The sequence below is a fragment of the Cytobacillus oceanisediminis genome (assembly GCF_003182355.1).
GTDB classification, from domain to species: Bacteria; Bacillota; Bacilli; order Bacillales; family Cytobacillaceae; genus Cytobacillus; species Cytobacillus oceanisediminis_A.
This window is the reverse complement of sequence record NZ_QGTW01000002.1, coordinates 155,761-180,898: the sequence shown is the minus strand read 5'-3', so window position 1 is coordinate 180,898 and position 25,138 is coordinate 155,761. Positions and strand designations below refer to the sequence as shown.

General features: G+C 43.5%; 25 protein-coding genes and 1 pseudogene. 3 read left to right on the top strand and 23 right to left on the bottom strand.

Annotated features, from left to right (window positions below; translation table 11 throughout):
• Positions 1 to 85: 85 nt before the first annotated feature.
• The 11 genes and pseudogenes from DFO73_RS05180 to prfA all read right to left on the bottom strand — a co-directional run bounded on the left by DFO73_RS05180 (position 86) and on the right by prfA (position 9,349).
• Entirely contained in the window at positions 86 to 649 is a 564-nt protein-coding gene (locus tag DFO73_RS05180; RefSeq protein WP_110064007.1) for a TIGR01440 family protein, read from the bottom strand.
• 52 nt (positions 650 to 701) lie between these two features.
• Complete coding sequence (gene rpiB / locus DFO73_RS05175; protein WP_110063718.1) at positions 702 to 1,142, bottom strand: ribose 5-phosphate isomerase B; 441 nt, start codon at positions 1,140 to 1,142, stop codon at positions 702 to 704.
• A gap of 143 nt (positions 1,143 to 1,285) precedes the next feature.
• The gene (locus tag DFO73_RS05170) at positions 1,286 to 2,581 is read right to left on the bottom strand and encodes a methyl-accepting chemotaxis protein (protein WP_110063717.1); all 1,296 of its coding nucleotides are present in this window, start codon (positions 2,579 to 2,581) and stop codon (positions 1,286 to 1,288) included.
• A gap of 14 nt (positions 2,582 to 2,595) precedes the next feature.
• Positions 2,596 to 3,045: a low molecular weight protein arginine phosphatase gene (locus DFO73_RS05165; RefSeq protein ID WP_181395927.1), complete on the bottom strand. Its 450-nt coding sequence runs from the start codon at positions 3,043 to 3,045 to the stop codon at positions 2,596 to 2,598.
• 246 nt (positions 3,046 to 3,291) lie between these two features.
• A complete protein-coding gene (locus DFO73_RS05160; protein ID WP_110063716.1) occupies positions 3,292 to 3,843 on the bottom strand; it encodes a manganese efflux pump MntP in 552 nt (183 codons plus the stop codon).
• Positions 3,844 to 4,228: 385 nt separating this feature from the next.
• Positions 4,229 to 5,269 carry an L-threonylcarbamoyladenylate synthase gene (locus DFO73_RS05155; protein WP_110063715.1) on the bottom strand — a complete coding sequence of 347 codons (1,041 nt, stop codon included), beginning with the start codon at positions 5,267 to 5,269 and terminating at the stop codon, positions 4,229 to 4,231.
• A 176-nt stretch (positions 5,270 to 5,445) separates the two neighbouring features.
• Positions 5,446 to 5,892: a GNAT family N-acetyltransferase gene (locus DFO73_RS05150; RefSeq protein ID WP_110063714.1), complete on the bottom strand. Its 447-nt coding sequence runs from the start codon at positions 5,890 to 5,892 to the stop codon at positions 5,446 to 5,448.
• A gap of 175 nt (positions 5,893 to 6,067) precedes the next feature.
• Positions 6,068 to 6,379 (bottom strand): annotated as a pseudogene (locus DFO73_RS05145) (KGG domain-containing protein); the annotation flags it as partial.
• Between the two features lie 171 nt (positions 6,380 to 6,550).
• On the bottom strand, positions 6,551 to 7,243 hold the full coding sequence (spoIIR, locus tag DFO73_RS05140; RefSeq protein ID WP_110063712.1) for a stage II sporulation protein R: 693 nt from the start codon (positions 7,241 to 7,243) through the stop codon (positions 6,551 to 6,553).
• A 170-nt stretch (positions 7,244 to 7,413) separates the two neighbouring features.
• Entirely contained in the window at positions 7,414 to 8,268 is an 855-nt protein-coding gene (prmC, locus tag DFO73_RS05135; RefSeq protein WP_110063711.1) for a peptide chain release factor N(5)-glutamine methyltransferase, read from the bottom strand.
• A 7-nt stretch (positions 8,269 to 8,275) separates the two neighbouring features.
• A complete protein-coding gene (prfA, locus tag DFO73_RS05130; protein WP_110063710.1) occupies positions 8,276 to 9,349 on the bottom strand; it encodes a peptide chain release factor 1 in 1,074 nt (357 codons plus the stop codon).
• 216 nt (positions 9,350 to 9,565) lie between these two features.
• On the opposite strand from prfA, the gene DFO73_RS05125 reads away from it, so the two are divergent.
• Positions 9,566 to 10,225, top strand: coding sequence for a GntR family transcriptional regulator (locus tag DFO73_RS05125; RefSeq protein WP_110063709.1), 660 nt, complete (start codon positions 9,566 to 9,568; stop codon positions 10,223 to 10,225).
• An 11-nt stretch (positions 10,226 to 10,236) separates the two neighbouring features.
• The gene (locus tag DFO73_RS05120) at positions 10,237 to 11,199 is read left to right on the top strand and encodes a DMT family transporter (RefSeq protein ID WP_110063708.1); all 963 of its coding nucleotides are present in this window, start codon (positions 10,237 to 10,239) and stop codon (positions 11,197 to 11,199) included.
• Positions 11,200 to 11,226: 27 nt separating this feature from the next.
• On the opposite strand, the gene DFO73_RS05115 is transcribed toward DFO73_RS05120, so the two are convergent.
• The 9 genes from DFO73_RS05115 to DFO73_RS05070 all read right to left on the bottom strand — a co-directional run bounded on the left by DFO73_RS05115 (position 11,227) and on the right by DFO73_RS05070 (position 20,583).
• Entirely contained in the window at positions 11,227 to 11,667 is a 441-nt protein-coding gene (locus tag DFO73_RS05115; protein ID WP_110063707.1) for a hypothetical protein, read from the bottom strand.
• A 300-nt stretch (positions 11,668 to 11,967) separates the two neighbouring features.
• The gene (locus DFO73_RS05110) at positions 11,968 to 12,588 is read right to left on the bottom strand and encodes a thymidine kinase (RefSeq protein WP_110063706.1); all 621 of its coding nucleotides are present in this window, start codon (positions 12,586 to 12,588) and stop codon (positions 11,968 to 11,970) included.
• 293 nt (positions 12,589 to 12,881) lie between these two features.
• Positions 12,882 to 13,094 (bottom strand): 50S ribosomal protein L31, encoded by a 213-nt coding sequence (gene rpmE, locus DFO73_RS05105; protein WP_009332279.1) that lies wholly within the window; start codon positions 13,092 to 13,094, stop codon positions 12,882 to 12,884.
• A gap of 468 nt (positions 13,095 to 13,562) precedes the next feature.
• Positions 13,563 to 14,831, bottom strand: a complete 1,269-nt coding sequence (rho, locus tag DFO73_RS05095) for a transcription termination factor Rho (protein WP_110063704.1) — start codon at positions 14,829 to 14,831, stop codon at positions 13,563 to 13,565.
• A 362-nt stretch (positions 14,832 to 15,193) separates the two neighbouring features.
• Entirely contained in the window at positions 15,194 to 16,156 is a 963-nt protein-coding gene (gene glpX, locus DFO73_RS05090; RefSeq protein ID WP_110063703.1) for a class II fructose-bisphosphatase, read from the bottom strand.
• A 152-nt stretch (positions 16,157 to 16,308) separates the two neighbouring features.
• The gene (locus tag DFO73_RS05085) at positions 16,309 to 17,595 is read right to left on the bottom strand and encodes a UDP-N-acetylglucosamine 1-carboxyvinyltransferase (RefSeq protein ID WP_110063702.1); all 1,287 of its coding nucleotides are present in this window, start codon (positions 17,593 to 17,595) and stop codon (positions 16,309 to 16,311) included.
• Positions 17,596 to 18,319: 724 nt separating this feature from the next.
• Positions 18,320 to 18,964, bottom strand: a complete 645-nt coding sequence (fsa, locus tag DFO73_RS05080; protein WP_110063701.1) for a fructose-6-phosphate aldolase — start codon at positions 18,962 to 18,964, stop codon at positions 18,320 to 18,322.
• Between the two features lie 129 nt (positions 18,965 to 19,093).
• Complete coding sequence (locus tag DFO73_RS05075; protein WP_110063700.1) at positions 19,094 to 19,951, bottom strand: class II fructose-bisphosphate aldolase; 858 nt, start codon at positions 19,949 to 19,951, stop codon at positions 19,094 to 19,096.
• 254 nt (positions 19,952 to 20,205) lie between these two features.
• Positions 20,206 to 20,583 (bottom strand): response regulator, encoded by a 378-nt coding sequence (locus DFO73_RS05070; RefSeq protein WP_181395926.1) that lies wholly within the window; start codon positions 20,581 to 20,583, stop codon positions 20,206 to 20,208.
• Positions 20,584 to 20,797: 214 nt separating this feature from the next.
• Between DFO73_RS05070 and DFO73_RS05065 the strand changes: the two genes are divergently transcribed.
• Positions 20,798 to 21,319, top strand: coding sequence for a DUF2529 domain-containing protein (locus DFO73_RS05065; RefSeq protein ID WP_110063699.1), 522 nt, complete (start codon positions 20,798 to 20,800; stop codon positions 21,317 to 21,319).
• A gap of 150 nt (positions 21,320 to 21,469) precedes the next feature.
• Here DFO73_RS05065 and DFO73_RS05060 read toward each other — a convergent pair whose 3' ends face one another.
• The 3 genes from DFO73_RS05060 to DFO73_RS28470 form a co-directional block, all read right to left on the bottom strand.
• Positions 21,470 to 23,077 (bottom strand): CTP synthase, encoded by a 1,608-nt coding sequence (locus DFO73_RS05060; protein WP_110064005.1) that lies wholly within the window; start codon positions 23,075 to 23,077, stop codon positions 21,470 to 21,472.
• 555 nt (positions 23,078 to 23,632) lie between these two features.
• Positions 23,633 to 24,211 (bottom strand): DNA-directed RNA polymerase subunit delta, encoded by a 579-nt coding sequence (rpoE, locus tag DFO73_RS05055; protein ID WP_110063698.1) that lies wholly within the window; start codon positions 24,209 to 24,211, stop codon positions 23,633 to 23,635.
• A gap of 723 nt (positions 24,212 to 24,934) precedes the next feature.
• Positions 24,935 to 25,111, bottom strand: a complete 177-nt coding sequence (locus DFO73_RS28470; RefSeq protein WP_181395925.1) for a hypothetical protein — start codon at positions 25,109 to 25,111, stop codon at positions 24,935 to 24,937.
• Between the last annotated feature and the right edge of the window lie 27 nt (positions 25,112 to 25,138).

The window sequence follows — 25,138 nt, the reverse complement described above, 5'->3', positions numbered from 1 at the left end:
ACCTGTACCACTTCGGTTAACTGGTATAGGTGCCTGGCACCAGCAGACTTTAATAAAAAAAGCCCCTCTTCTGAAGGGACTTTGATTAGCATGATTCGTTTTCGGGTTTTCGTTCATAGATGGCCCTGGCTCCGCCGATTAGTTTTGGCCTTGTTTTTGCCATAGTAACATGGGCATTACCGACAGATTTCTGTGAAGTTCGGATAGGGACGGCTACATGCTTCAAATGCATGCCAATCAGCGTGTCTCCGATATCGATCCCGGCATCTGCCTTGATAAACTCCACCATTACTGGGTCATGGAAGTGTTCATAGGCATATGTTGCCATCGCGCCGCCGGCCGTGCGGTGAGGGATGACGGTCACTTCATCCAGATTTTTCGCCTCAGCTGTTTCCCGCTCGATTACCAGCGCCCGGTTCAAATGTTCACAGCATTGAAATGCCAGCGCTACTCCAGTATCTTTACGGAGCTTGTCCATCCTTGCAAAAATCATGTCTGCTACCTGCTCAGTGCCGGCCGTACCAATCCGTTTTCCTGCCACCTCACTTGTGCTGCATCCTACTACAAGGATTAGTCGTCCATTTAAAGGAACTTGTTCGCTAAATTCATTAATGATTGTATCAAGCTCTTTTTTCCATTGTTCAATCAAAAAGCTCACCCTTTCGGAAGCTTTATTTATCGTACTTTTATGAATTACGTTTTTATTTCGTTTCGTATGCTGTAATCTTCCCAACACGGTTTCCATGGCGTCCGCCTTCAAAATCGGTTGAAAGCCACACTTTGGCAATTTCACGGGCCAGTCCAGGTCCAATGACGCGTTCACCCATCGCAAGGATATTGCTGTCATTATGCTCACGGGTTGCTTTCGCACTGAAAACATCATGTACAAGCGCACAGCGAATTCCTTTTACTTTATTCGCTGAAATGCTCATCCCAATACCGGTGCCGCAGATTAAAATAGCTCTTTCAAATTCGCCATTGGCTACCTTTTCAGCTACCGGAAGTGCATAATCCGGATAATCTACTGAAGTTTCGCAGTCACAGCCGAAGTCTTCATATTCAATACCCATTTCATCCATTAAGCTTTTGATTTCCTCGCGGAGATTAATTCCGCCATGATCTGATGCAATTGCAATCTTCATCTGAAACCCTCCTGTTTGAAAAGCCCGCATTATATATTAAAATCCTTCTCTTATTTTGACATAAAAGCAGGAAATTATAAAGAAAGTGATCATATTGCAAGATGAAAGAGAGCCTCAATAATGAAGCTCCCTTTTACAGAATATTAAAGCTTAAATTTTGTGATCGTATCATTTAATTTTTCGGCTTGCTCTTTCAGTTCAAACGCCAATTTTTCCACATTTGCAATCACAGATGTTTGCTGTTGGGTGGCCGCAGCAACCTCCTGGGCCCCAGCAGAAGTTTCTTCGGCTATCGCCGCAACCTCCTGTGATTGTGTTGAGGTATGCTGAATGCCCTCCATTTGATTTTCTACCAGCCCGGAAATAGCAGAAACAGAGGCGGCCATGTCATTAACCGTTTTTGCCATTTCCTCGATGACTTCATTTGTCTGTGTTCCTTTTTTCACTTCATTGTTTGCCGTTTCTACTTGAAGTGAAATTTGCTTCACAACATTACGGACTTCTTCCTGAATGTTTTTAATCAATTCGGAAATTCCCTGGACTGCCTGGGCACTTTCGTCAGCCAGTTTTCGGACTTCTTCAGCTACCACAGCAAACCCTCTGCCGTGGTCACCGGCACGGGCAGCTTCAATGGAGGCGTTTAAAGCAAGGAGATTGGTCTGCGCAGCAATATCGCCAACAAGCTGGATAATCTGCTCTACTTTAACTGCATTTTCTTCAAGACGTTTAACCGTTTGGAGTGACTTTTCATTATCCTGCGCTAATTTTTCAATTCCTGAAATGAGTGAATGAATGACTTTCTTCGATTCCATCAGGTCCTGGACCATTTCCCCTGAAACAGTCTCGGACGCTCGAGCTTTATCCTGGACTTCTTCCGCAATGCGGATGACATCCTCCATTGATTCTGCGGTTGATTGGATCGAAACGGCCGAATTATCCGCTCCCAGGGAAATCTCGCTGATGGTTCTGGCGATGGAATCTGCCTGCTCTGCGGCAATGGAAGATTCTGTTGAGATCGCAATAACCTTATCATTTGTTTCTTTAAAGTTCTCATCAATTTTCTGGACCATATCTCTTAAACTGAATAGCATATGGTTAAACGCGATGCCGAGGGAACGGATTTCATCATCTGATTTGGATAGCTCGGCGTCTTCACGGATATCCCCCTGGGCAGCCATCAAAGCCGTTTTTTCAAGCTTCTGCAATGGCTTAATAATAACTCCTGCGGCAAAGAAGGCTAATATCCCTGACCATATTGCCCCCATGCTTAATGTTAAAATACTAAAAACGGCCTCTCCAAATGGTAGTGAATCTTCGATGCTAGGAAATAATACATAAAGAAAAATAGCACTTGTTGTGTATGTAATAATAGCCAGTGAAGTGATAAATAAAACGAGCTTTTTTCTCAGGCCAAATTGATAACCCTTTTTCTCCCCCATTAGTGTGCCCCCTGTTAATCTTTCTCTTTTTTTAAGCGGTTCAAAACCTGGTCAATCGTTTCTGTCATATCTTCAAAGGTTCTTCTATATATCTCAAAAGTCCCGCCATAAGGGTCGATAATATCGCCTGCTCCAGCCTGGCCAGCAAACTCTTTTAGCGTATAAGTTTTACCGGCTGCACCAGGAAACATAGCAAGAACCGTACCTTTATGACCTGTCGTCATCGTTAAAATATAAGTGGCCCAATCCACTAAAGACTCGGTCATGCCAGAAGATTTATGCTCAAGCGGGATTCCCTCCTCTTCTAGCACCTTTTTCGTGTGTGCAGAAGCATCGCTTCCATCAGCTGCAAATACACCTGCAGATTTGACCTCAACATCCGGTAAACCCTTGCTTTTTAAAATGGCTTCTGCCATCGGGCTTCTGCAAGTATTTCCTGTACAAACAAACAGTACATTCGTCACAGATCGGTTCCTCCTTATTTATATCGGTATAAACCAACAATCATTTATTTTTTGAGCGAAAAAATTACACATCTGTACTTTCCTTACATTATAAGTCAAATTTCCCATCACACATATAGCAACGGGCCAAAAAAAAGAAAAAGGGTGACAGGCACCCTTTTCATTTTTCACAAATTATTAACATTTAAACCCCGTCAAGACTGGCTGCTACTGCATTCGACAAAATTCGGGTGGTACCTGGTACCTCTATAAAAACAGCAGTTTCACTCCAAACGCAAGAAGGATGGCACCGCCAAGGGCTTCACTGTAGGAGCCCATCCATCCCTGGACTTTTCTGCCTGTAAGCAGGCCCGCCCAGGTTAATGCGGTAGCACCGATTCCGAATAATGTCAGCACCAGCAGGGTTTTCGCGCCGTAGATTCCGAGACTGAGCCCAACGGAGAAGCTATCCAGGCTTACGCTTAGAGCAAAAAGAAGCAGACCCAGACCCACTGGTGTAATCAGGCTATCTTCATCCTCCCTGAAGCTTGACCAAACCATTTGCACACCTAATAAAAGGAGCAATCCTCCGCCAACATAGCCGGCAATGGCTCCGAATGTATTTGAAAGGAATCTGCCTGCGATCATTCCCAGTAGGGGCATCCACACATGGAAAAGTCCGATTGTAATCCCGATTTTAAAAATTTGCCTGAGGCCGAGTCTGTACATTCCCATGCCCAGGCCGACCGAAAAGGCATCCATCCCCAACGCGAATGCCATTAAAGCCAGTGTTAGTATTTCTCCTATCATCGCTGACATTTTTCCGCCCCCTTGGACTTGCTAATTCAGCATATGCACGTCCTAACGGTTTTAGAATCCCATTCTATTTTTGGGGGAAAACTTCGGCCGGGCTGGTTAATAACCTTTGGGGCTAAGTTTTATTTTTTTGTTTATTTTGTGGATTTTTAACTTCAAAATAGGCTGTTTCTTTGGCCATATCTGAAAGATAGAAGATTTTATGGTGTTTTTTTGTTTTATTGCTGCACTTTTAAGGTTTATAGAACAACTTTTCTTTTTTATGTACCCCTTTTATAGTTTAACGATCCACTTTTAACTTTTATGCGCGACTTCCCTGCCGATAGGGTTTTTACCCATTCAACGCAAAAAGCCGTCCCTATCCGAAACGGCTGTTTTTTCTATATAATCAGCTAATGACCCGATGGCCAGCTGCTTTCATCAGCCGGTTCATGATGGCGTGGCCCACGCCTTCGTTCGGAAACATTTCACTGAAAATAATATCAGCATCAGTATTATTAAAATGCCTTAAAGCTTCATATAGCGAGGTTGCGACAGTCTCAAGAATTTCCCGCTGTCCGCACGCAAATACATAATCCGCCCGGTAAAATCCTTCGTTTTCAGCTGTTGTCAAAACTCCCACAGAAAGTCCTTCCTGCTTTTTTCCATCAACAAGCCGCTGAATGTCTTCACGAGTCCCTTCTACTAAATAAAGAGGAGCATCCGGTGCATAATGGCGATACTTCATTCCAGGAGATCTCGGTGCCTGTCCATCATCTGCTAATGCTGGGTCAATACAAATTTCGCCAATAACCGCTTCAAGCTGTTCCTTTGTGATGCCACCCGGCCTCAAGATGACCGGTACTTCACCTGTACAATCCAGTACAGTCGATTCGACACCAACACCTGTCGGACCTCCATCCACAATGCCGGCAATCCGGCCATTCAAATCTTCCCAAACATGGTCAGCTGTCGTTGGGCTTGGTCTTCCAGACCGGTTCGCACTTGGAGCTGCAATGGGAAGCCTCGTTCTTTTCAATAACGCAAGGGCAACAGGGTGGTCTGGCATCCTGACTGCGACTGTGGATAACCCTGCTGTGGCGTAATCTGAAAGAACGCCTTGCTTCATATTAAAAATAAGCGTTAACGGCCCTGGCCAAAAATTATCCATTAGCACCTGCGCCTTCTCAGGTATTGCCTCTACAAAGGCGTTCAGCTGGCTTTGTTGGGCGATGTGGATAATAAGGGGATTATCGCTTGGACGTCCTTTTGCTCCAAATATTTTCCTCACCGCATCATCATTTTCCGCATTCCCGCCTAATCCATATACTGTTTCGGTTGGGAAAGCTACCACTTCACTATTTTTTAAAAGATCGGCAGCCTGTGAAAGTTGTGGGTAACTTTCTCCTTTATCCACATTTTTATCCACCGACCATCTTTTTGTAATCATCGTTATCCACCTTCATAAAAAATGTTTTTTATCTGTCAAAATTCCTTTGTTTTCGACATTTTTTTGAACATTACTTTGGAAAGTATAGTAGAAGATGGAGGATAACTCAAGTTTTATCCACAAATTGTGTATAAATAATGTTATTTTGTGTATAACTTTGGCAACATACCCACAATTCACATGGATAATTTCAAAAAGAAAGAGTTATCCACAGTTAGAATATGTTTTACGTGATCTGATTCAAATAAAACTTCTGGCAGTTGCTCTGTTTCCTCCTGTTTAAATCCAAGCAAACGGAAAAAATCAAGTGAATTTCTTTTATTCGAAGCAAGATATAACGAATTCAGATTTCGATCTCTGGCCAGCATTAAGATTTGCTCGAAAAGGACGAATAAATCATTTTCGGATGCCGAAGCTGACATAACAAGCGACCTCAACAAACCTACTTCTCCATGGGGCTCAATTCCCAGGGTAGCTTTAATATCCCCCGAATCATTCTCCATAATCAAAAAATATTCAATCGCATCCTTGATTCCATCCGTGCTTAGATTCGCCGCTTCCAAAAATGCTGCCAGTCTATCCATATCTTCTAATTGTGCACATCGTACTACTCCTGTTTCCATTTCTTCACCCCATTTTTGATATTGTCCTTCTATGAATATGAATAAATAGAAAAAGTAGAACAAAAAAATACTAGAGTGCTTCAATAAAGAAAAGACACGGCAGCTTTCATGAATCCGCTGCCGTGTCTATTTTAAAAAAATCGTATTGAATTTTTCAGGTGAATAATTAGTCGTTAGAGTTGCCGCCTTTTCGGCCGATTTCTTCGTAGAAATCGCGGTCATGGTTTTCACTTGTTGCTTCGCCGCCTTTTCTTCCTATTTCTTGATAGAATTCTTTGTCATGGCTTTCGGCTGTTGCTTCGCCGCCTTTTTCTCCTATTTCCTGATAGAATTCTTTGTCATGGCTTTCAGCTGTTGCTTCTCCGCCTTTTTGTCCTATTTCCTGATAGAATTCCTTGTCATGGTTGCGGCTAGTAGCTTCTCCGCCCATGCGTCCTCTTTCCTCACGAGACATTTTATCGTTGTTATTATTGTTGTTTTTAGCCATTATCTTTCATCTCCTTTTTTTATGTTTTGTTGTTACACTACTTTAATTATCCGTTTTTGATAGAATCAAACGTATGAAAAGAAGATGTTAACACCTTGTCTTAATTGTAATATTTTTTTCAGGTTCTAAAATGATTCTAAAAAAGATAAGACTTGCAGTAACAGCAAGTCTTTATCCGAAGATTTTCTCCCATATTTCTACTAAGAAAAACTTTACCTCTACAGGCTGTTCATCTTCTTCTGTATAAACAGGAGGTGACTCTTCCTTTGGCTCTTTTTTCGAATCTGCGCTCGCAGCAGCCACCTCTTCCTGTGCTTTCACTTCTCCCTTTTTATCGCCTTCTTCAAAACCTTCACTTACAGCCACACCGTTCGAAAAATCAAGGAAGCATAGAGGAGGGAATAACACACACCACCAGTTGGCCCCTTTGCCTTCACCCAGTGTAATTAAAATCGCTTCATACTCGCCGGCGGGATATAAAAACTGGCCGTATAGCTTTGTAGGAAAACTTACTTTTCCAAAATCCGCATTTACTTTCTGGTCAGATCCTTCTTTTTCAACAACTTCTTCAGCAATCTTTTGAATCTCAGGCAATCTGGACTGAATCAAATTTCGGGCATCTTCTATCGATGTCAGCTCTGAAACCCACTCTGTTATTTCTGCATTTACAGCGTCTCTAACTTTTCTCTTAAGTTCCTGGTCTTCTTCATAATCACTGTTAGCCAGAATTCGAAGCCTGATTGCCTCGCTTGGAATCACCATCGGCTCATCTGCCGTCACTTCTGTTTTTGGTATATATAAACTTAGAATCGTTCCCAAGGATAAAATCAACACATATAATTTCACAATCGTTTTTGTTTTCATCTCTCCGACACCGTCCCTTCACTATCCTCATTGTGGACAGGATGCCAGAATCTTAAACTATTAAAATTAAAAAAATTCCCCATAACATTTTCTTCTCTAACAACCTATAAAAATCGACAAAATTCGGGTGGTACCTGGTACCAATAAAAAAACCGCCATTCGGCGGTCTTTTATCCTATTTCTGCAAAGACCATGCGATCTTTGCCGTTGATGTCATAGACTGTTTCTATTTTTGCGTTTGGAAAGGCCTGCTGCAGAAGTGCGGAGACGTCTTTGCTTTGACCGGTACCTACTTCGAAGCCTACTATGGCTCGCTCCTTTAGGACGGCTGGCAGTTCCTCCATGAAACGCCTGTACAGATCGAGGCCGTCTTCACCGGCGAACAGCGCCCGGTGAGGTTCGTGCTTGGTGACAATGTCTGACATCCACTCTACATCCCTGTCCGGGATATAAGGAGGATTTGACAGGATGATATCAAACCGCTTTCCTTGAGAAATAAGCGGCTGCAGAAGATCCCCCTGCACAAATTCAATCTCGGCGCTATTTCTCTCTGCATTTTCCTTTGCCAACCGCAGTGTCGGGCCGTAAATATCTGTTGCTGTTACATATAATTCTGGGTTCTCTAGCTTCATTGTGACGGCAATCGCTCCGCTGCCTGTGCCGATATCCGCCAATTGGAGTCCATCAGCATCTCCAAACAGCTTCGGGATTCTTTGCAGGGCATGATACACCAGCTCTTCCGTTTCCGGCCTTGGAATAAGCACATTCTCGTTGACCAGGAAGGTCCGCCCATAAAACTCTTCAGAGCCGATTATATATTGCACAGGCTGGCCTGCAGCGTGCGCATGCACAGCCTCCTGAAAAGCATTCAGGATCTCGGGCTGCAAATCTTCCCGCAAGTTTGCCAAAAAGCTTGCTTTGCTCATTTGCATAAAGTGCTGCAATAATAACTCGCCGGCATTTTCATCGCGATTCGCCGTTTTTAAAAAAGAAGAAGCCCAGTTGAGGGCTTCATATACTTTCATTGTTTGATTACTCATTAGATGCACTGTCCAGTTTCGCAGATTGCTCTTCAACGATTAGCGCGTCAATCACTTCATCAAGCTTGCCTTGAAGAATTTGATCAAGCTTTTGGATCGTTAAGCCAATGCGGTGGTCGGTTACGCGGTTTTGCGGGAAGTTGTACGTACGGATACGTTCTGAACGGTCACCTGTTCCAACAGCAGATTTACGCTGCTGATCGTATTCCGCCTGTGCTTCCTGCTGGAATTTATCATACACACGTGCACGAAGGACCTTCATCGCTTTTTCCTTATTCTTGATCTGTGATTTTTCGTCCTGGCAGGATACAACCGTACCCGTCGGCAGATGAGTTAAACGCACAGCTGACATGGTGGTGTTAACACTCTGTCCGCCCGGTCCGCTTGATGCGAAAGTATCTACACGGATATCCTTTTCATGAATATCGATTTCGACTTCTTCTGCTTCCGGAAGAACGGCAACAGTTGCAGTAGAAGTGTGGATGCGCCCGCCGGATTCTGTTTCCGGAACACGCTGAACACGGTGTGCACCGTTTTCAAACTTTAGTTTTGAATATGCGCCATTCCCGTTGATCATGAAAATGATTTCCTTATATCCGCCGACACCTGTGGAGCTGACTTCAATCACGTCGATCTTCCAGCCCTGCGCCTCGGCATAACGGCTGTACATACGATATAAGTCGCCCGCGAATAATGCTGCCTCATCACCACCGGCCGCTCCGCGGATTTCCATAATAACGTTCTTATCGTCATTTGGGTCTTTAGGAATAAGAAGGATTTTCAGGCGCGCTTCCAGGTCCTCTTTTCTTTCCTCAAGCTCATCCAACTCTTCTTTTACCATTTCGCGCATTTCCGCATCAAGCTTTTCTTCCAGCATGGCACGCGCATCCTGGTATTGTTCTTTCACTTCTTTATATTCGCGATATGTTTCAACAGTTTCCTGAATATCAGATTGTTCCTTTGAATATTCACGCAGCTTTTTTGGATCATTGACAATTTCCGGATCGCTCAAAAGTTCATTTAGCCTTTCATAACGGTCCTCTACAGATTGAAGACGATCAAACACAGCCATTCACCTCATTTTATCCATTAGCCGCCGGACTTTAGCCAGCGGAATATATTTTAAAAATAAATTTACATTCATAACTCCATAACATTCTAATTATAGTATAGGTGATAGTTGCAGTCAAAACCAATCACGAATAAGGATGCAGTCCTGCTGGAGAAAGAAATTTTCTGGAAAGTCATTGCCTGATTTCGCGATATCCGATATATTGGTTTTATGAAAAATAAAAATATTACTCCAATTAAACGTTTGTCCCTAAGAGATGAAGTTTACGAAACCTTAAAGAAAAGTATTGTCCAGCTTGATTTCGAACCGGGAATGCGCCTTCATGACAAGGAACTTGCCGAAGATTTCGGGATCAGCCGGACTCCGGTCAGGGAGGCTTTAAAGCGTCTGGAGGATGAAGGGCTTGTTGAGTCGATTCCGGGCTCCTCCACCCGTGTCACACCATTAAATGAAGAGGAGGCCAGCCACGCTTTTACAGTTGCAGCTGCTTTGCACGCATTAGGCGTCAGGCTCGCAGTTCCACAATTAGCTGAAGGGGATTTTGACCTGTTGGAATCAGCCAATGAAGAACTGGAATCTGCTTTGAAACAGGAGGACATTATTGGTGCCATCAAAGCTGATGAAGCATTCCACCATATATATCTTCAGGCAGCAAACAATCCGGAGATTATCTCGGCTTTGAAAAGGATCATCCCCAAGATTCATCGTCTCGAAATAGCCCAATTCGGGTCTTTAAATGGGCTTAAATCTGTTGAACAGCATAAAAAAATTATTGAAGTTAGCATGCAAAGAAATGCGGATATGGCATCCAGGCTTGTTGAGGAAAACTGGCTGAGTCTCGGAGAGCTTTTAACAAGTAAAGGAAAATGAGGTGATCTGACTTGAAGGCAATTATATTAGGGGTTTGCTCCGCATTCTTTTTTGCGTTTACTTTCGTATTGAACCGGGCAATGGAAATGGATGGCGGCAGCTGGCTTTGGAGCGCGTCGCTCCGCTATTTTTTCATGGTTCCCCTGCTGGTTGCAATTGTGGCTTTTAGAGGGAACTTGCGCCCGCTTTTCTCTGCAATGAAAAAAGCGCCCGGACAGTGGCTATTATGGAGCTTTGTGGGCTTTGGCCTATTCTATGCTCCATTATGCTTCGCCTCAGCCTACGGACCTGGATGGCTGATTGCCGGTACCTGGCAGATTACGATTATTTCTGGTTCACTCCTGGCACCTCTATTTTACGTTGCCTATCAATCGGGAAATGGAATAGTTCGGGTACGAGGCAAGATTCCCTTTCGCGGCTTAATGATGAGCTTGGTTATCCTGCTCGGAGTTGCGGTCATGCAATGGGAGCACGCCTCCTCCATCTCCTGGCGCGAAACCCTGTTAGTTGTACTTCCATTAATTTTAGCATCTTTCGCCTATCCATTGGGCAACCGCAAAATGATGGACGTCTGCGAAAATCGGCTCGATGCCTACCAGCGGGTACTTGGCATGACCATTGCCAGTCTGCCCTTTTGGCTAATTCTTTCCATAGCAGGCCTTGCATCTGCTGGACTGCCAAGCTCAGGCCAGGTAATTCAATCCGGCTTGGTCGCCCTATTTTCCGGTGTTTTTGCGACAGTATTGTTTTTTGCTGCCACAGATCTTGTTCGAGGCAATATGCAAAAATTAGGTGCAGTGGAAGCAACCCAATCTCTGGAGGTTCTTTTTGCAGTCGCCGGGGAGGTAGCTCTGCTATCCAGCCCGCTTCCTTCAGCCGTTTCCATGACAGGCATGGCACTCGTCATCGCCGGCATGGTGCTTCATAGTTATGTAACATCTAACAAAGTTATTTTAAAAAGAAAAGCTGCGTAAAAAAAATGCCCTGTAGAGCAGGGCATTTTACGTGCGGTCTTCCTGGACATTTACTTCAATATGATAACGGGGAAGAGCTTTTAAAAGCATTTTATGCAATTGCGCTTCGGCATCGCTTTTTTCCTGATTGGTCATCATGCCCTTGCGATAAGCCGTTACCCACATATCTTCCCCGTTTACCCAAACCGCACCAGGGCGGTAGCCTTCATTAGCGGCAATCACCTTGCGCGCATGGTTGATATCATCCTGGTTGTCCAGTCTTTTGCCATCAAAGTTAATAAAATTAGGGTTCTGATCGCCGCTAAATGTCCGGTCCAATGTATCATTGTCCTCTGTACGATCCAGATCGTTGTTTATAAATGAAGTGCCATCCCTGCTCTCTTGGTTATAAGCATTCTCTGTCCCCTGATTTTGGGCACAGCCAGCCATAAATGCGAGCATCAGAATGAAAACACTAAGTTTTTTCATAACTAACACCTCCTTTTTATAGGATGTCCGCTATAAGGAGGAATGTGCGGGCCAAATTAAGGCAAAAATGGCCTGATTTTTTATAAAAACCTTTTCGTTTTGAATTAATAATGAAGAAGTTTATTGGTTTCCGGTCCACTAATTATCGCATCATGGAACTTTTATGAGGACGATTTCAGGTTTGGCCCTCCGTACATTTTTTTCGGCTCATAAGACTATATGAAGCCAATCCCTTTTTTCCCTCCATAAAAAAAACTGCCCGGAACATTGTCAGGGCAGAGAGATCGTTAAGTATAAAAATTATGATAAGGACTCGGTTGTCTCAGGATTTTCTATGATATTGGGCGATTTGGGAACTTCATGATGATGGCGGCAGCGCGGTTCGTACGCTTCTGATGCGCCAACCAGGATAACTGGATCATCGTATGAAGCCGGCTTTCCATTGATCAGACGCTGTGTACGGCTTGCAGGCGATCCGCAAACGGCACATACAGCCTGGAGCTTTGTTACCAATTCAGCCACCGCCATGATCGCAGGCATTTGACCAAATGGCTCTCCGCGGAAATCCTGATCCAATCCGGCAGCGATCACACGGTGTCCGCTATTAGCCAGGTGCTGGATGACCTTCACAATGTCGTTGTCGAAAAACTGCACTTCATCAATGGCAATCAAATCAATTTCAGGATTAATATATTTAAAAATATCGGTAGACTGGTTTAGGGGTCTGGCTATGATAGAAGTTCCATTGTGTGAAACGACAGCCTCATCACTGTACCGGTTATCAATTTGCGGCTTGAATACAGCAATCTGCTGTTTGGCAAACTGAGCTCTTCGTACACGGCGAATCAGCTCTTCTGATTTGCCTGAAAACATGCTTCCGCAAATGACTTCCACCCATCCGTGATGATTCATAACGTACATGAACGGCCTCTCCTTCCTCGTTCTAACTAATATAATCGAAAAGCGTAAAGCGCCTGAAGCTAGACACCCGTCAGACTTCAAAATTACACTTTTCTATTTTTTGTTCTTTTTATTATTTTATGAAGAAAGGGTCGAGCTGTTAATTTACCTTATACTCGTGCACTTTTTTCATAGCCTTGGGTAAAATGGCCCCGGCAAAACAGTTCTTCATATCCGAAATAAAGACCGGCGTCCGGCCTTCATTAGCAATAAAAAACAGGCAAGAAAGTTAACTTGCCTGTTTTTGTTGTTTATTATTTTTGTTCTGACTTAATGCCGTATTTCTTGTTGAAACGGTCAACACGTCCGCCAGCTTCAGCGAATTTTTGACGTCCAGTATAGAATGGGTGGCACTCAGAGCAAGTCTCAACACGGATCTCTTCTTGAACAGAACCGGTTTCGAACTCATTACCGCAAGCACATTTCACCATTGCTTTTTTATAGTTAGGATGAATTCCTGATTTCATTCTTTTCATCTCCTTCCGCCCTGAATCATTCGAAACAGAGTTATATATTACGGGCAACCATCGATTGCCGTAAACTTCAAAAACACACTGTCATTATTATAACAAGTCCAAGTATATTTTGCAATAAGCGAATGATGCATCCTGGATTTTCCAAAAAGCAACTCACTTCTCCTGAATGGTTGTTTTGTTTATTAATGCTGCCCGTTGATTTCCGCTGCGGGCGCTTGCTTTCCGCGGGGAGGAACGGGAGCCTCCTCGGCTTCGCCTGTGGGGTCTCCCGCTCCCTCTCCTCCCGCAGGACATTGAATATGCTTCCTTGAATTAGCACCGCACGAAGAAAATGCGGATGCATTTTCGAGGATCAAGTGCCCTCCGCTCCAATCAACTTAGTAGAGAAAATTGATTTTGCTGCAGAACATAAAATTAACATAAACAGCACCCAAAAAAGCTCCTAAAAGCTTTCAACTGTTAGTGAGAGCGCTTGGCCTTCATTTCTTCTGCCAGATTAGCAAAAAACTCTTCGTTTGATTTTGTCTGTTTTAGTCTGCGGAGCAGTTTTTCAGCAAAGTCAGGTGAATCGGACATTGACTTGCGAATCGCCCATAGCTTATCAAGGTGATCTTTCTGAATAAGCAATTCTTCTTTCCGTGTTCCGGAACGGCGAATATCGATGGCTGGGAAGATTCTTCTTTCAGCCAGTGAGCGGTCAAGGTGAAGTTCCATATTTCCAGTACCCTTAAACTCTTCGTAAATAACATCGTCCATACGTGAACCTGTATCAACAAGCGCAGTCGCAAGGATGGTTAAGCTTCCGCCTTCTTCGATATTGCGGGCCGCACCAAAGAATCGCTTCGGACGGTGGAACGCAGCAGGGTCAATCCCGCCTGATAATGTTCTTCCGCTTGGAGGAATGACAAGATTATAAGCTCTTGCCAGCCTTGTAATGCTATCCATCAAAATGACAACATCGCGTTTATGCTCAACTAAACGCATGGCGCGTTCAAGAACAAGCTCGGCCACTTTAATATGATTCTCTGGCACTTCGTCAAACGTTGAGCTGACAACATCCCCAGCCACAGAACGCTCAATGTCTGTTACCTCTTCCGGGCGCTCGTCAATCAATAGAACAATTAATTCTGCTTCCGGATGGTTGGTTGTAATGCTATTGGCAATTTCTTTTAAAAGCATGGTTTTTCCCGCTTTAGGAGGTGCTACGATTAGACCACGCTGCCCAAAACCAACGGGCGCAAGCAAGTCCATAATTCTTGTGGAAACCTGTCTTGTACCTGTTTCCAGCTTCATATGGCGGTTTGGATATAAAGGTGTCAATCCTGGGAAATGGACACGCTCTTTCGCTGATTCCGGATCATCGCCATTAACAGCTTCTACTTGAAGCAGGCCGAAATAGCGTTCATTTTCCTTTGGAGGGCGGACCTTCCCTGATACTTTATCTCCGTTTCTTAAATCAAAGCGGCGAATCTGCGAAGCGGAAATATAAATGTCCTCAGAGCTTGGCGAATAGTTAATCGGACGTAGGAAGCCAAAGCCCTCTGATTGGATAATTTCCAGGACACCTTCCATGAAAAAGTAGCCCTCCTGCTCTGCCCTTGCTTTCAGGATGGCAAAAATTAATTCTTTTTTCGATAACTTGCTGTAATAAGAAACTTTATATTCACGGGCAAGTTCATAAAGCTCTTTTAGCTTCATATTTTCTAAACTTGAAATGTTTAAACCCATTTTTACACCACACTTTTGTAATTTTCAATCATTTCCTTCATATGCAGCTGTACGAATATTGGACTTTATATGAAAGGAATGGGAAAGACGCTTTTGAGGTTCTTGAAGCGGTTGAAGAATTTATTTATATTTTTATTTCTGCTGAGTGATAAAAAGTTTCGAGGAATAGACCGGTTAGGAGCCCGTTTTCAGTTGAAATAAGGAGGTTTCCTCTTCAGTAAAAAACAATCTCTATTTTACCCCTAAATCTGAAAATTAATCAATAACTATTTTTTTACTGGAAAATATGGCAGGAAGGAAATGAAAATGAGCAGGCTGGCACCCATGGCCAGCTCTCATTTTCAATCTGTCTATTGCTTACTTTATTTAATAACCAGGTTAGGCTTTTTCTTTAAGCTATGGCGTCCTTCAATAAAGCGGACAGTCCCTGATTTGGCACGCATAACAACCGAATGGGTTGAACCGTATGAGCCTTTAAACTGTACGCCTTTAAGAAGTTCACCGTCTGTTACACCTGTTGCGGCAAATATGGCGTCATCGCCTCTTACCAAGTCCTCCATTAGAAGAACTTTGTTAATATCAAGACCCATCTTCAGGCAACGTTCTACCTCTGCGTCATTCTGAGGAAGAAGTTTACCCTGGATTTCCCCGCCAAGGGACTTAAGGGCAACCGCTGCAAGAACGCCTTCCGGAGCACCGCCTGAACCGAATAGGATGTCTACACCGGTTTCATCGAAAGCTGTGTTAATCGCTCCAGCAACGTCACCGTCATTGATTAGTTTGATTCTTGCCCCTGCATCGCGCAGCTGGCTGATAATATGCTCGTGGCGCTCACGATTAAGAACGGTGGCCACTACATCATTGATATCTTTATTTTTTGCTCTTGCGACCGCTTTCAAATTATCCAAAACAGAAGCGTTAATATCAATTTGTCCAACGGCTTCAGGACCGACAGCAATTTTATCCATGTACATATCCGGAGCATGCAGCAGGTTTCCATGGTCAGCAACAGCAATTACAGCCAATGCATTCCAGCCGCCAGATGCTACGATATTCGTACCTTCCAATGGATCGACTGCTACATCGACGCGAGGTCCATAGCCTGTTCCAAGCTTTTCCCCAATGTAAAGCATTGGCGCCTCATCCATTTCACCTTCTCCGATAACTACTGTTCCCTTCATCGGCACAGTATCAAACACATCTCTCATCGCAGAAGTAGCTGCATCATCCGCTTCATCCTTTAAACCGCGTCCCATCCAGCGTGCTGATGCTAAAGCGGCACCTTCTGTTACACGGACAAGCTCCATTGACAAACTTCTTTCCATCGATCTTTCCTCCCCAGATTCTAAGGCAGAATTGCATGGGTGTATGGCGGGCCGGTTTATAGCCAGCGCCGCATCACCCGCCTTATTTTATTGGTGTAAAGTTCTCTTTATCTTAAGCACTGTTAAACTTGCCTGTTGATTTTTAAACGACACTAAGCGTTTTTCATTTGTTCCAGTTCTTCTTTACTCATTTCTTCGCGCCAAATTGTGGCACCCAGCCCATTCAATTTTTCAACCAAGTGGCTGTAGCCTCTATCAATATGCTCAAGGCCCGTTACTTCCGTGACTCCCTCAGCCATTAAGCCTGCGATTACAAGCGCAGCGCCTGCTCTCAAATCACTTGCCTTTACTTTGGCGCCCTGAAGCTGGACTGGACCGTTAATAATTGCGGAACGGCCTTCCACCTTAATATTGGCATTCATTCTGCGCAGCTCATCAATATGCTTAAAACGGGCACTATAAATGGTATCGGTGACCATGCCCGTTCCTTCAGCCCTTGTAAGCAGCGAGGTCAGCGGCTGCTGGAGGTCAGTAGGGAAACCAGGATACACCAGTGTTTTAATATCGACAGTTTTCATTTTTTCAGCCGGACCGACAAAAACCTGGTCGTCCTTCGTTTCTATCTGAACGCCCATTTCACGAAGCTTTGCAATCAGTGATTCAAGGTGATGCGGAATGACATTGTCAATCAGCACACCCTCGCCCGCTGCAGCGCCAACAATCATATATGTTCCTGCTTCAATCCGGTCAGGGATGATCGTATGCTGGCAGCCATGCAGGTTGTCGACTCCGTCAATACGGATGACATCTGTACCGGCTCCCTTAATTTTCGCACCCATATTGGTCAGCAATGTAGCAACGTCGATAATTTCCGGTTCTTTTGCGGCATTTTCAATAATTGTTCTGCCTTTTGCCCGGACTGCGGCAAGCATAATATTAATAGTTGCCCCAACGCTGACAACATCCAGATAAATACGCGCCCCGCGCAGTTCATCGGCACGCAAATAAATGGCTCCCTGCTCGTTAGTCACACGTGCGCCAAGCGCTTCAAACCCCTTAATATGCTGATCAATCGGCCTTGGCCCAAGATGGCAGCCTCCAGGCAATCCAATCACAGCTTTTTTAAAGCGGCCAAGCATGGCTCCCATCAAGTAATAGGAAGCACGCAATTTTTTTACTTTTCCGTTCGGCAAAGGCATGGAAATCATGGAAGAGGGATCAACAGTCATATCATTGTCTGTAAACTCAACCGTTCCCCCTATTTCTTCAAGCAGATCTTTTAAAATTTGAACATCCGAAATATCCGGCAAACCTTCAATCGTAACAGGCGACTCCGCTAAAATGGTAGCCGGGATCAATGCCACCGCACTGTTCTTGGCTCCGCTAATCCGGACTGTCCCTTTTAAAGGATATCCGCCTGCAATCATAAGCTTTTCCATTTGAAACTCCCTTCTAAGCCGTTGTTTATCGTGCACTGCTGAGTTGTCTCAACTTAAAAAAGCTGAAGTGCCTATGATGATGAACTTCAACTAAAGGCCGCCACGTCCTGTGGCGAACGTTGAAGTCAGCACATCCTGTGCAAGCCCGACAGGCATGAGACGAATCACCCAGGAAACCTCCCAAAGCTCGCTTTGGCCGGGCGATGTATCGCTGCCGAAGCGTTCCTTGTCCTGATTTCTGGAGTGATTTGGCTTATGACCCCGATGGGCTAGACACTGAAACTAGACATCTGTCTGACTTGCAAAGCCAGCCTTTCTAGTTATGAGAGCCCTTACAGCAAAAGCTATACACTACTTTTCTAACCAATTACGCCAGAAAATAGCCCTAGCTTCTATAAGAAACCGAAATAGGCTTGTCCTATTGAATGTCAGAAAATATCTTTGGGAAAATATGCACTTTCATATTATCATGTATCTGCCGTTTTACAACATTGTTAGATGTATTAGGAACAATTTTCCATCCGTTTTTTACAGATTCCGACATTATCTTTATCTTATAGTTTACACGAAAAATCCAATCTCATGTATCGATAACGAAAAAAGTTAAAATTAAGAAAGAAGTACTAAAAGCAGAGGTTCAAGTTATGGGGCTGGCTTTGTTCCGCCCTATTTCCTGCAGCGGATACAAAGCCAGGTACCTAGAGTTATTTTACCGAAGAAACAATTATCCTCTGGAATTCCAGTCCGCTAAGAAAGCTTCAATTCCCTTATCTGTCAGCGGATGATTGAATAATTGCTGAATTACTTTATACGGAACAGTCGCAATATGTGCACCTCTTAAAGCTGCATCGGTTACGTGCTGAGGATGTCTGATGGATGCTGCAATGATTTCCGTTTCGATATCATGAATAGCAAAGATTTCTGCAATTGTTGAAATTAAATCCAGACCGTTGTGTCCAATATCATCCAAGCGCCCTAGGAATGGTGAAACATAAGTTGCACCAGCTCTTGCCGCAAGCAGCGCCTGGTTCGCACTGAAGATTAATGTAACATTTGTTTTAATGCCTTCTTTTGAAAAAGCGCTAACGGCCTTTAATCCATCCGGGGTCATTGGAACTTTAATGGTAATGTTTGGTGCAATTGCGGCAAGCTCTTTCCCTTCTCTAATCATTCCTTCTGCATCGAGGGCGATTACTTCTGCGCTTACTGATCCTGGGACCAATTCGGTAATTTCGCGAAGGCGGTCAGGAAATGATACATTTTTTTCTTTCGCAACCAATGATGGATTTGTTGTTACACCAGCTACTACACCAAGCGAAAAAGCTTCTTTAATTTCTTCCATATTTGCCGTATCGATAAAAAACTTCACAATAATCCCACCTTGTTTAATATTTTGATAATTAACACCGCAAAATCTATGTATTTAAAGAAGTAAAATGAAGGGAAACCGCCTCTGTAAACTAGAAGGCGGTTTCTCTTATTACTTGTTTAGCTCTTTTTACGCTTTACCTGAAGAACCAAACTCACGCATTTTGCCGATTACTGTTTCTTTAATCGCTTCACGTGCAGGTCCTAAGTATTTGCGCGGATCATACATTTCTGTATCTGCTGCCAATACTTCACGCACACGCTTTGCAGAAGCAATTTGGTTCTCTGTATTTACATTGATTTTAGCTGTTCCTAATGAAACTGCTTTTTGAATATCTTTTGTTGGGATACCTGTTCCGCCATGGAGAACTAAAGGAACACCAGTAAGGCTTCCGATTTCTTCCATTTCAACGAAACCTAAGTTAGGTTCGCCTTTGTAAGGTCCATGAACAGAACCCAGTGCTGGAGCAAGGCAGTCGATGCCTGTGCGCTTCACTAGCTCTTCACATTCTTTAGCATCTGCATAAATAACGCCGTCAGCAACAACATCGTCTTCCTGTCCGCCGACAGTGCCTAACTCAGCTTCTACTGAAACACCTTTTGAATGTGCATATTCAACCACTTTGCTAGTAGTTGCTACGTTTTCTTCAAACGGGTCATGGGAAGCGTCGATCATAACAGAAGTGAACCCTGCATCGATGGCTTCTTTACATTTATCAAAACTTGAACCGTGGTCTAAATGGATAGCCACTGGCACTGTAATTTTGTAATCTTCCAGCAGTCCTTCAACCATTTTAACAACCGTTTTGAAGCCGCCCATGTAACGAGCCGCACCTTCGGAAACACCAAGGATTACAGGTGATTTTTCCTCTTCTGCAGCTTGCAGGATAGCCTGAGTAAACTCAAGGTTGTTTAAGTTAAATTGACCTACTGCATAGCCTTCTGATTTTCCTTTGTTCAGCATTTCAGTCATAGAAACTAAAGGCATTTTTCTTCCTCCTTATTGATGATCGTCTTGTTTTTCAGGGCAAATACTGTTAAAGTTTTCCCCTTAACACTACCGAATATGTACCCTTTAAACTCCCTGATAAACGAAAGCGATCCTATGGAATTCATTTGTTATCATACCAAAAAGGATTTAGAAATGCCATTAATCTAGAGTGTTTTTCTTAATTGTCATAAAGCAAACGCTATCATTTTCATAACGATGGAATTTCAGGGTAAAAACGGTTTTTTTACGCTTTAATTCGAATTGGGAACCGGCAAATACTTCTTAACCGCTGCCCGAATATCATCGATATCAAATGGTTTTGCAAAGTGGGTAAGAGCGCCAAGATCTTTGGCTTCCTGAATCATATCCAGCTCACCATACGCAGTCATGATGATAACCCGGATATCCTTATCAACCACTCTCATCCTTTTTAAAATTTCAATCCCGTCCATTCCTGGAATTTTCATATCCAGAAGAACAAGGTCAGGCGAATGCTTGGAAACAATGTCGAGAGCCTGGACTCCATTGGCAGCCTGGTATGTGTCGTACCCTTCTTTTTGTAATACCTCATTAAGTAAAATACGGATTCCGAACTGATCATCTACGATTAAAATTTTCCCTTTCATCAAGCCACCTCTTCCTGTCGTTTTAAAAGCACTTTGATTAAATACTTACCCAAGTATGACTGCAGGTCACTTAACTGTACATTCTCCTACAAGTAATTTCTCTATAAAACAGCATAATTCCTGCTATTTTTTACAATTTCACTGTGAATATTTTACCTTTCCCTCTCGATTCACTATAATAGAACCTCAGGAGCAGTGACCGAAGGAGTGAACTACTTTGTTAAAAATGTTTTCTACCCAGCTTTCAGGATTGTTTAAAAGACTGCAGGAAAAAGAGGAATTTGCCATCGAAGACAGCGCGCGCCTTCTGGCCCAAGCTGCTGCAGGCGACGGAAAAATATATATTTATGGCACAAAGGAAATGAGCGGAATTGGTTATGAAGCTACCCAAAGCCAGGAACCGCTCAGGGATGCGGCTATTTGGAAAATGGATGACGAAATTTCGGAAACAGACAGATTTATTATTTTTTCAAGGAATTCCGATGATGAAGAGGCTATTGAATTAGCAAAAACACTGGCCGATAAGGATATCCCATTTGTGGCAGTGAGCACGGAAAAAGCTGATAGCATTGACAACCTCGCCAATTTGGCCGATGTTCATATCGATTTAAAGTTAACGAAAGGGCTCCTTCCTGACGAAGAAGGAAACCGCTTCGGCTACCCTGCCTCCATGGCTGCTTTATTTGTGTATTACGGGATCAAATTTACGATTGAAGAGATTTTGGCTGAATACGAATAATACTTTTGTCGATGTTCGGAGAAGAATGGCTGAAACTCCTATTCCATTTAAATATTGATCCGTTCAAAGTGAAAAAAACCGCGATAAGCATCCCGTGTACTTATCCGCCTACTAAAAAATCCCTCCGGACCTGGAGGGATTTTTCATATCTTATAATTTCTCGCTAAATTTCAGTGATGCCCCAATAAATTCACGGAATAGAGGCTGCGGGCGTGTTGGCCTTGAAATAAATTCCGGATGGAACTGGGATGCAACGAACCAAGGGTGATCCTTCACTTCGATGATTTCCACCAAGCGGCCGTCCGGGCTTGTACCAGAAAAGACAAATCCGGCTTTTTCCATGTCCTGGCGGTAGTGGTTGTTAAACTCATAGCGATGGCGATGGCGCTCATAAACCACTTCATCCTGGTAAGCTTCAAATGCTTTCGTGTCTTCTTCCAATTTACAAGCTTGTACGCCAAGTCTCAATGTGCCGCCTAAATCTTCGATGTCTTTTTGCTCAGGCAGAAGGTCGATGATTGGGTGCTCTGTGTTAGGGTCTATTTCTGCAGAGTGTGCATCTTTATGGCCCAATACGTTTCTTGCAAATTCAATGGAAGCCAGCTGCATGCCTAGGCAAATGCCCAGGAATGGCTTTTTATTTTCACGGGCAAATTGGATCGCAAGAATTTTACCTTCAATTCCGCGGTCCCCGAACCCGCCTGGAACAAGGATTCCATCAGCATCGTTCAGCAATTCTGTTACATTATCTTTATTCACTTCTTCAGAATTGATCCATTTAATTTCAATATCAGAATCATAAGCATAACCTGCATGCTTTAATGCTTCTACTACAGAAATATAAGCATCCTGCAATTCAACATATTTACCGACAAGGGCAATTTTTGTTTTCTTGGACAGGTTTAGAACCTTATCAACAAGCTGCTTCCACTCTGTCATATCCGCATCTCCGCACTCCAGCTTCAAATGCTTGCAGACAATCTGGTCAAGATGCTGCTCTTGAAGAGATAGCGGCACAGAATATAAAGTTTCTGCATCTGTTGCTTCAATAACCGCTTCTTTATCGATATCACAGAATAGAGCAATTTTATCTTTCATGTCCTGGGAAATCGGCATTTCCGTACGAAGAACAATGACGTTTGGCTGGATGCCAAGGCTTCTTAGTTCTTTTACGCTATGCTGAGTCGGCTTTGTTTTCATTTCTCCTGCTGCTTTGATATAAGGAACCAATGTACAGTGAATGTACATTACATTGTCACGGCCGATATCGCTCTTGATCTGGCGAATCGCTTCAAGGAAAGGAAGTGATTCGATATCCCCAACCGTTCCGCCGATTTCTGTAATGACAACATCCGCATTGGTTTCATGCCCTGCGCGGAAAACCTTGTCCTTTATTTCATTGGTAATATGCGGAATAACCTGTACAGTTCCTCCGTTATAATCTCCACGGCGTTCTTTTCGAAGCACCGTTGAGTAGATTTTACCCGTTGTAACACTGCTGTACTTTGTCAGGTTAATATCAACAAAGCGCTCATAGTGCCCCAAGTCCAAATCAGTCTCTGCACCGTCACCCGTTACGAAAACCTCACCATGCTGGTACGGGCTCATTGTTCCCGGATCCACATTTATGTATGGATCAAATTTTTGAATCGTAACCGTTAAACCTCTGTTTTTCAAAAGGCGACCAAGTGATGCTGCTGTGATCCCTTTTCCTAATGACGAAACAACTCCGCCTGTTACAAAAATATACTTTGTCATGTAAAATTCCCCCTCAATATCAGTTTGTGCATATTCGTCTTGGTTTAAAGACTTCATTATAAAAATTCTATCTTCCAGCTGCCGGATTTTGTCAACTCGCAGCTGCACCATTCAGCAAAGGGGAGGAAACGCATTTTTATCCTATTCACCCCAGGCAGAGACTGTTGTTCGCCTCTCCCATATTAAGATAAGCTCAGTTAAACTTGTATATTGATTTCCGCTCCAGGCGCTCAGCGAACCGCGGGCACTCCGGGAGCCTCCCGGCGAATGACGCGCCTGCGGTCTCCCTTTAACACGCTTTTCCCGCAGGACCTTTGAATGAGCATCCTTGAATTAACACCGCAGGAAGGAAATGCGAATGAATTTTCGCGGGATTAGCGCCTTACGCTCCAATCAACACTGTGCCAAAATCAATAATCAGCTATAACATAGCCAAAAAATAAAAAGCGCTCCGCTTACTTATAAAGTAAGGGAGCGCTATTAGCGTCTAACGAATCGTTCCTTTTTTAAGGAGCCCAAAAATGATTCTACAAGCCCTGAAACGAAAAGTCAAGATTATAAATCTTCTTCATCATCCTCAATTTCAAGTTCATCTTCTTCAAGCTCTTCATCATCATCGTCAAGATCGAATTCTTCATCTTTATCAATGATTTCCTCGTCATCCTCGAAGTCTTCGTCAATATCATCATCGTCATCAAGAAGATCGTCATCCTCGTCATCTTCTGTCAGGTCGTCATCATCAAATCCGTCGATATCATCGTAATCGATATCCTCTTCATCCAGCTCATCGTAATCTTCAAGGTCAAGATCATCATCAACCTTCTTCTTCGCCTTTTTCTTCTTAGGCTTGATAACAGTAACGACTTCTTCTTCATACTGGTCTACCGGATACCAGGAACGAAGGCCCCAGCGGTTGTCACCCAATCCGATAAAATGGCCATCTATATTTAAATCAGTGTAGAACTGTGCAATTTTAGATTTAACTTGTTCTTCTGAAAGGTCCAGAAGTTTAGCCACTTCACCCATAATGTCATTAAAAGCCATTGGTTCTTTTTTGCTTTTTAAAAGTTCATAAGCCACTTCAATTAATGACATATCTTGTAATTCTTCTTTTGAGATTTGTTCCAAACTCAATATCAGCACTTCCTTTCCCTATGTAACGCTATAGAACAGCGTAATAACCTATCAATCACTTTAAGAGAAGCTCCGCAATAATCTGAACGGCATTGCTTCAAATCTTCAGGCCCCGCCCCTTAAAGAGCTTTGGACAGCCTCCAAGAAGGCATATTCTTCATTATAAACAAATTTTTACGGTTTATGCCAGTTATATCTGCTGTTCACCCATTTTTTCTGCGATTTTATTTTGCAGTCCTCTTTAACAAAAAGCTTTGTTAAAGAGGACTGTTGATTTCCGCTCAAGAAACTCAGCGAACAGCGGACGGTCAGGGAGTCTCTTCCCGCTGGACATTGGATGAGCATTCTTAAATAATTGCCGTACGAAGGAAATGTGGATGCATTTTCGGGGAGTCTCGCGCCTCCCCCTCCAGTCAACAGGGCTCCAAAATCAGCAATGTGTTTTATCTTAACCTTTATAATAGGATCTGTTAAATTTGCCTGTTGATTTCAGCACGAGGCACTCCCTTTCCGCGGGCGGTCCGACGCTCCTCGTCGCTTTGCTCCTGCGGGGTCTCCCTTTGATCCGCACTCCCGCAGGACGTTGAATAAGCATCCTCGAATAAACACCTCGCCGTAAGAAAATGCGAATGCATTTTCGAGGAGCTCGTGCCTTCCGCTCCAATCAACAGGGTGCTAAAAAACAACAATAAGCTTTAACAGAGCCCTAATAAAAAGAAAAATTTAATCTGCCCTTTTCCTTTTCCTGCTTTTCAATGGCTGATCCATTTGTTTATAAGCCAGCCAAGTGAAATAAAACGATAATAAAAAGAATGCAATGGCTCCTAGCTGTCTTTCATATAGGAAGTAAACGCCCGCAATAGCCCCCACTAAAGCTGCATATAGAAATATTCTCTTCATATTTTCACATCCTCAGCATCCCCGAAG

Coding starts and splice junctions, on each gene's coding strand:
- rpiB (WP_110063718.1), bottom strand. CDS start 1,142: ATGAAGATTGCAATTGCATCAGATCATGGCGGAATTAATCTCCGCGAG.
- DFO73_RS05115 (WP_110063707.1), bottom strand. CDS start 11,667: ATGAAAAAACTTAGTGTTTTCATTCTGATGCTCGCATTTATGGCTGGC.
- DFO73_RS05060 (WP_110064005.1), bottom strand. CDS start 23,077: ATGACAAAGTATATTTTTGTAACAGGCGGAGTTGTTTCGTCATTAGGA.
- rho (WP_110063704.1), bottom strand. CDS start 14,831: ATGGGTTTAAACATTTCAAGTTTAGAAAATATGAAGCTAAAAGAGCTT.
- DFO73_RS05160 (WP_110063716.1), bottom strand. CDS start 3,843: ATGTCAGCGATGATAGGAGAAATACTAACACTGGCTTTAATGGCATTC.
- rpmE (WP_009332279.1), bottom strand. CDS start 13,094: ATGAAATCAGGAATTCATCCTAACTATAAAAAAGCAATGGTGAAATGT.
- DFO73_RS05110 (WP_110063706.1), bottom strand. CDS start 12,588: ATGTACGTTATGAATCATCACGGATGGGTGGAAGTCATTTGCGGAAGC.
- DFO73_RS05155 (WP_110063715.1), bottom strand. CDS start 5,269: ATGATTACAAAAAGATGGTCGGTGGATAAAAATGTGGATAAAGGAGAA.
- spoIIR (WP_110063712.1), bottom strand. CDS start 7,243: ATGAAAACAAAAACGATTGTGAAATTATATGTGTTGATTTTATCCTTG.
- DFO73_RS05170 (WP_110063717.1), bottom strand. CDS start 2,581: ATGGGGGAGAAAAAGGGTTATCAATTTGGCCTGAGAAAAAAGCTCGTT.
- DFO73_RS05085 (WP_110063702.1), bottom strand. CDS start 17,595: ATGGAAAAGCTTATGATTGCAGGCGGATATCCTTTAAAAGGGACAGTC.
- prmC (WP_110063711.1), bottom strand. CDS start 8,268: ATGAAAGTATATGAAGCCCTCAACTGGGCTTCTTCTTTTTTAAAAACG.
- DFO73_RS28470 (WP_181395925.1), bottom strand. CDS start 25,111: ATGAAGAGAATATTTCTATATGCAGCTTTAGTGGGGGCTATTGCGGGC.
- DFO73_RS05075 (WP_110063700.1), bottom strand. CDS start 19,951: ATGCCTTTAGTTTCTATGACTGAAATGCTGAACAAAGGAAAATCAGAA.
- DFO73_RS05150 (WP_110063714.1), bottom strand. CDS start 5,892: ATGGAAACAGGAGTAGTACGATGTGCACAATTAGAAGATATGGATAGA.
- DFO73_RS05125 (WP_110063709.1), top strand. CDS start 9,566: ATGAAAAATAAAAATATTACTCCAATTAAACGTTTGTCCCTAAGAGAT.
- glpX (WP_110063703.1), bottom strand. CDS start 16,156: ATGGAAAGAAGTTTGTCAATGGAGCTTGTCCGTGTAACAGAAGGTGCC.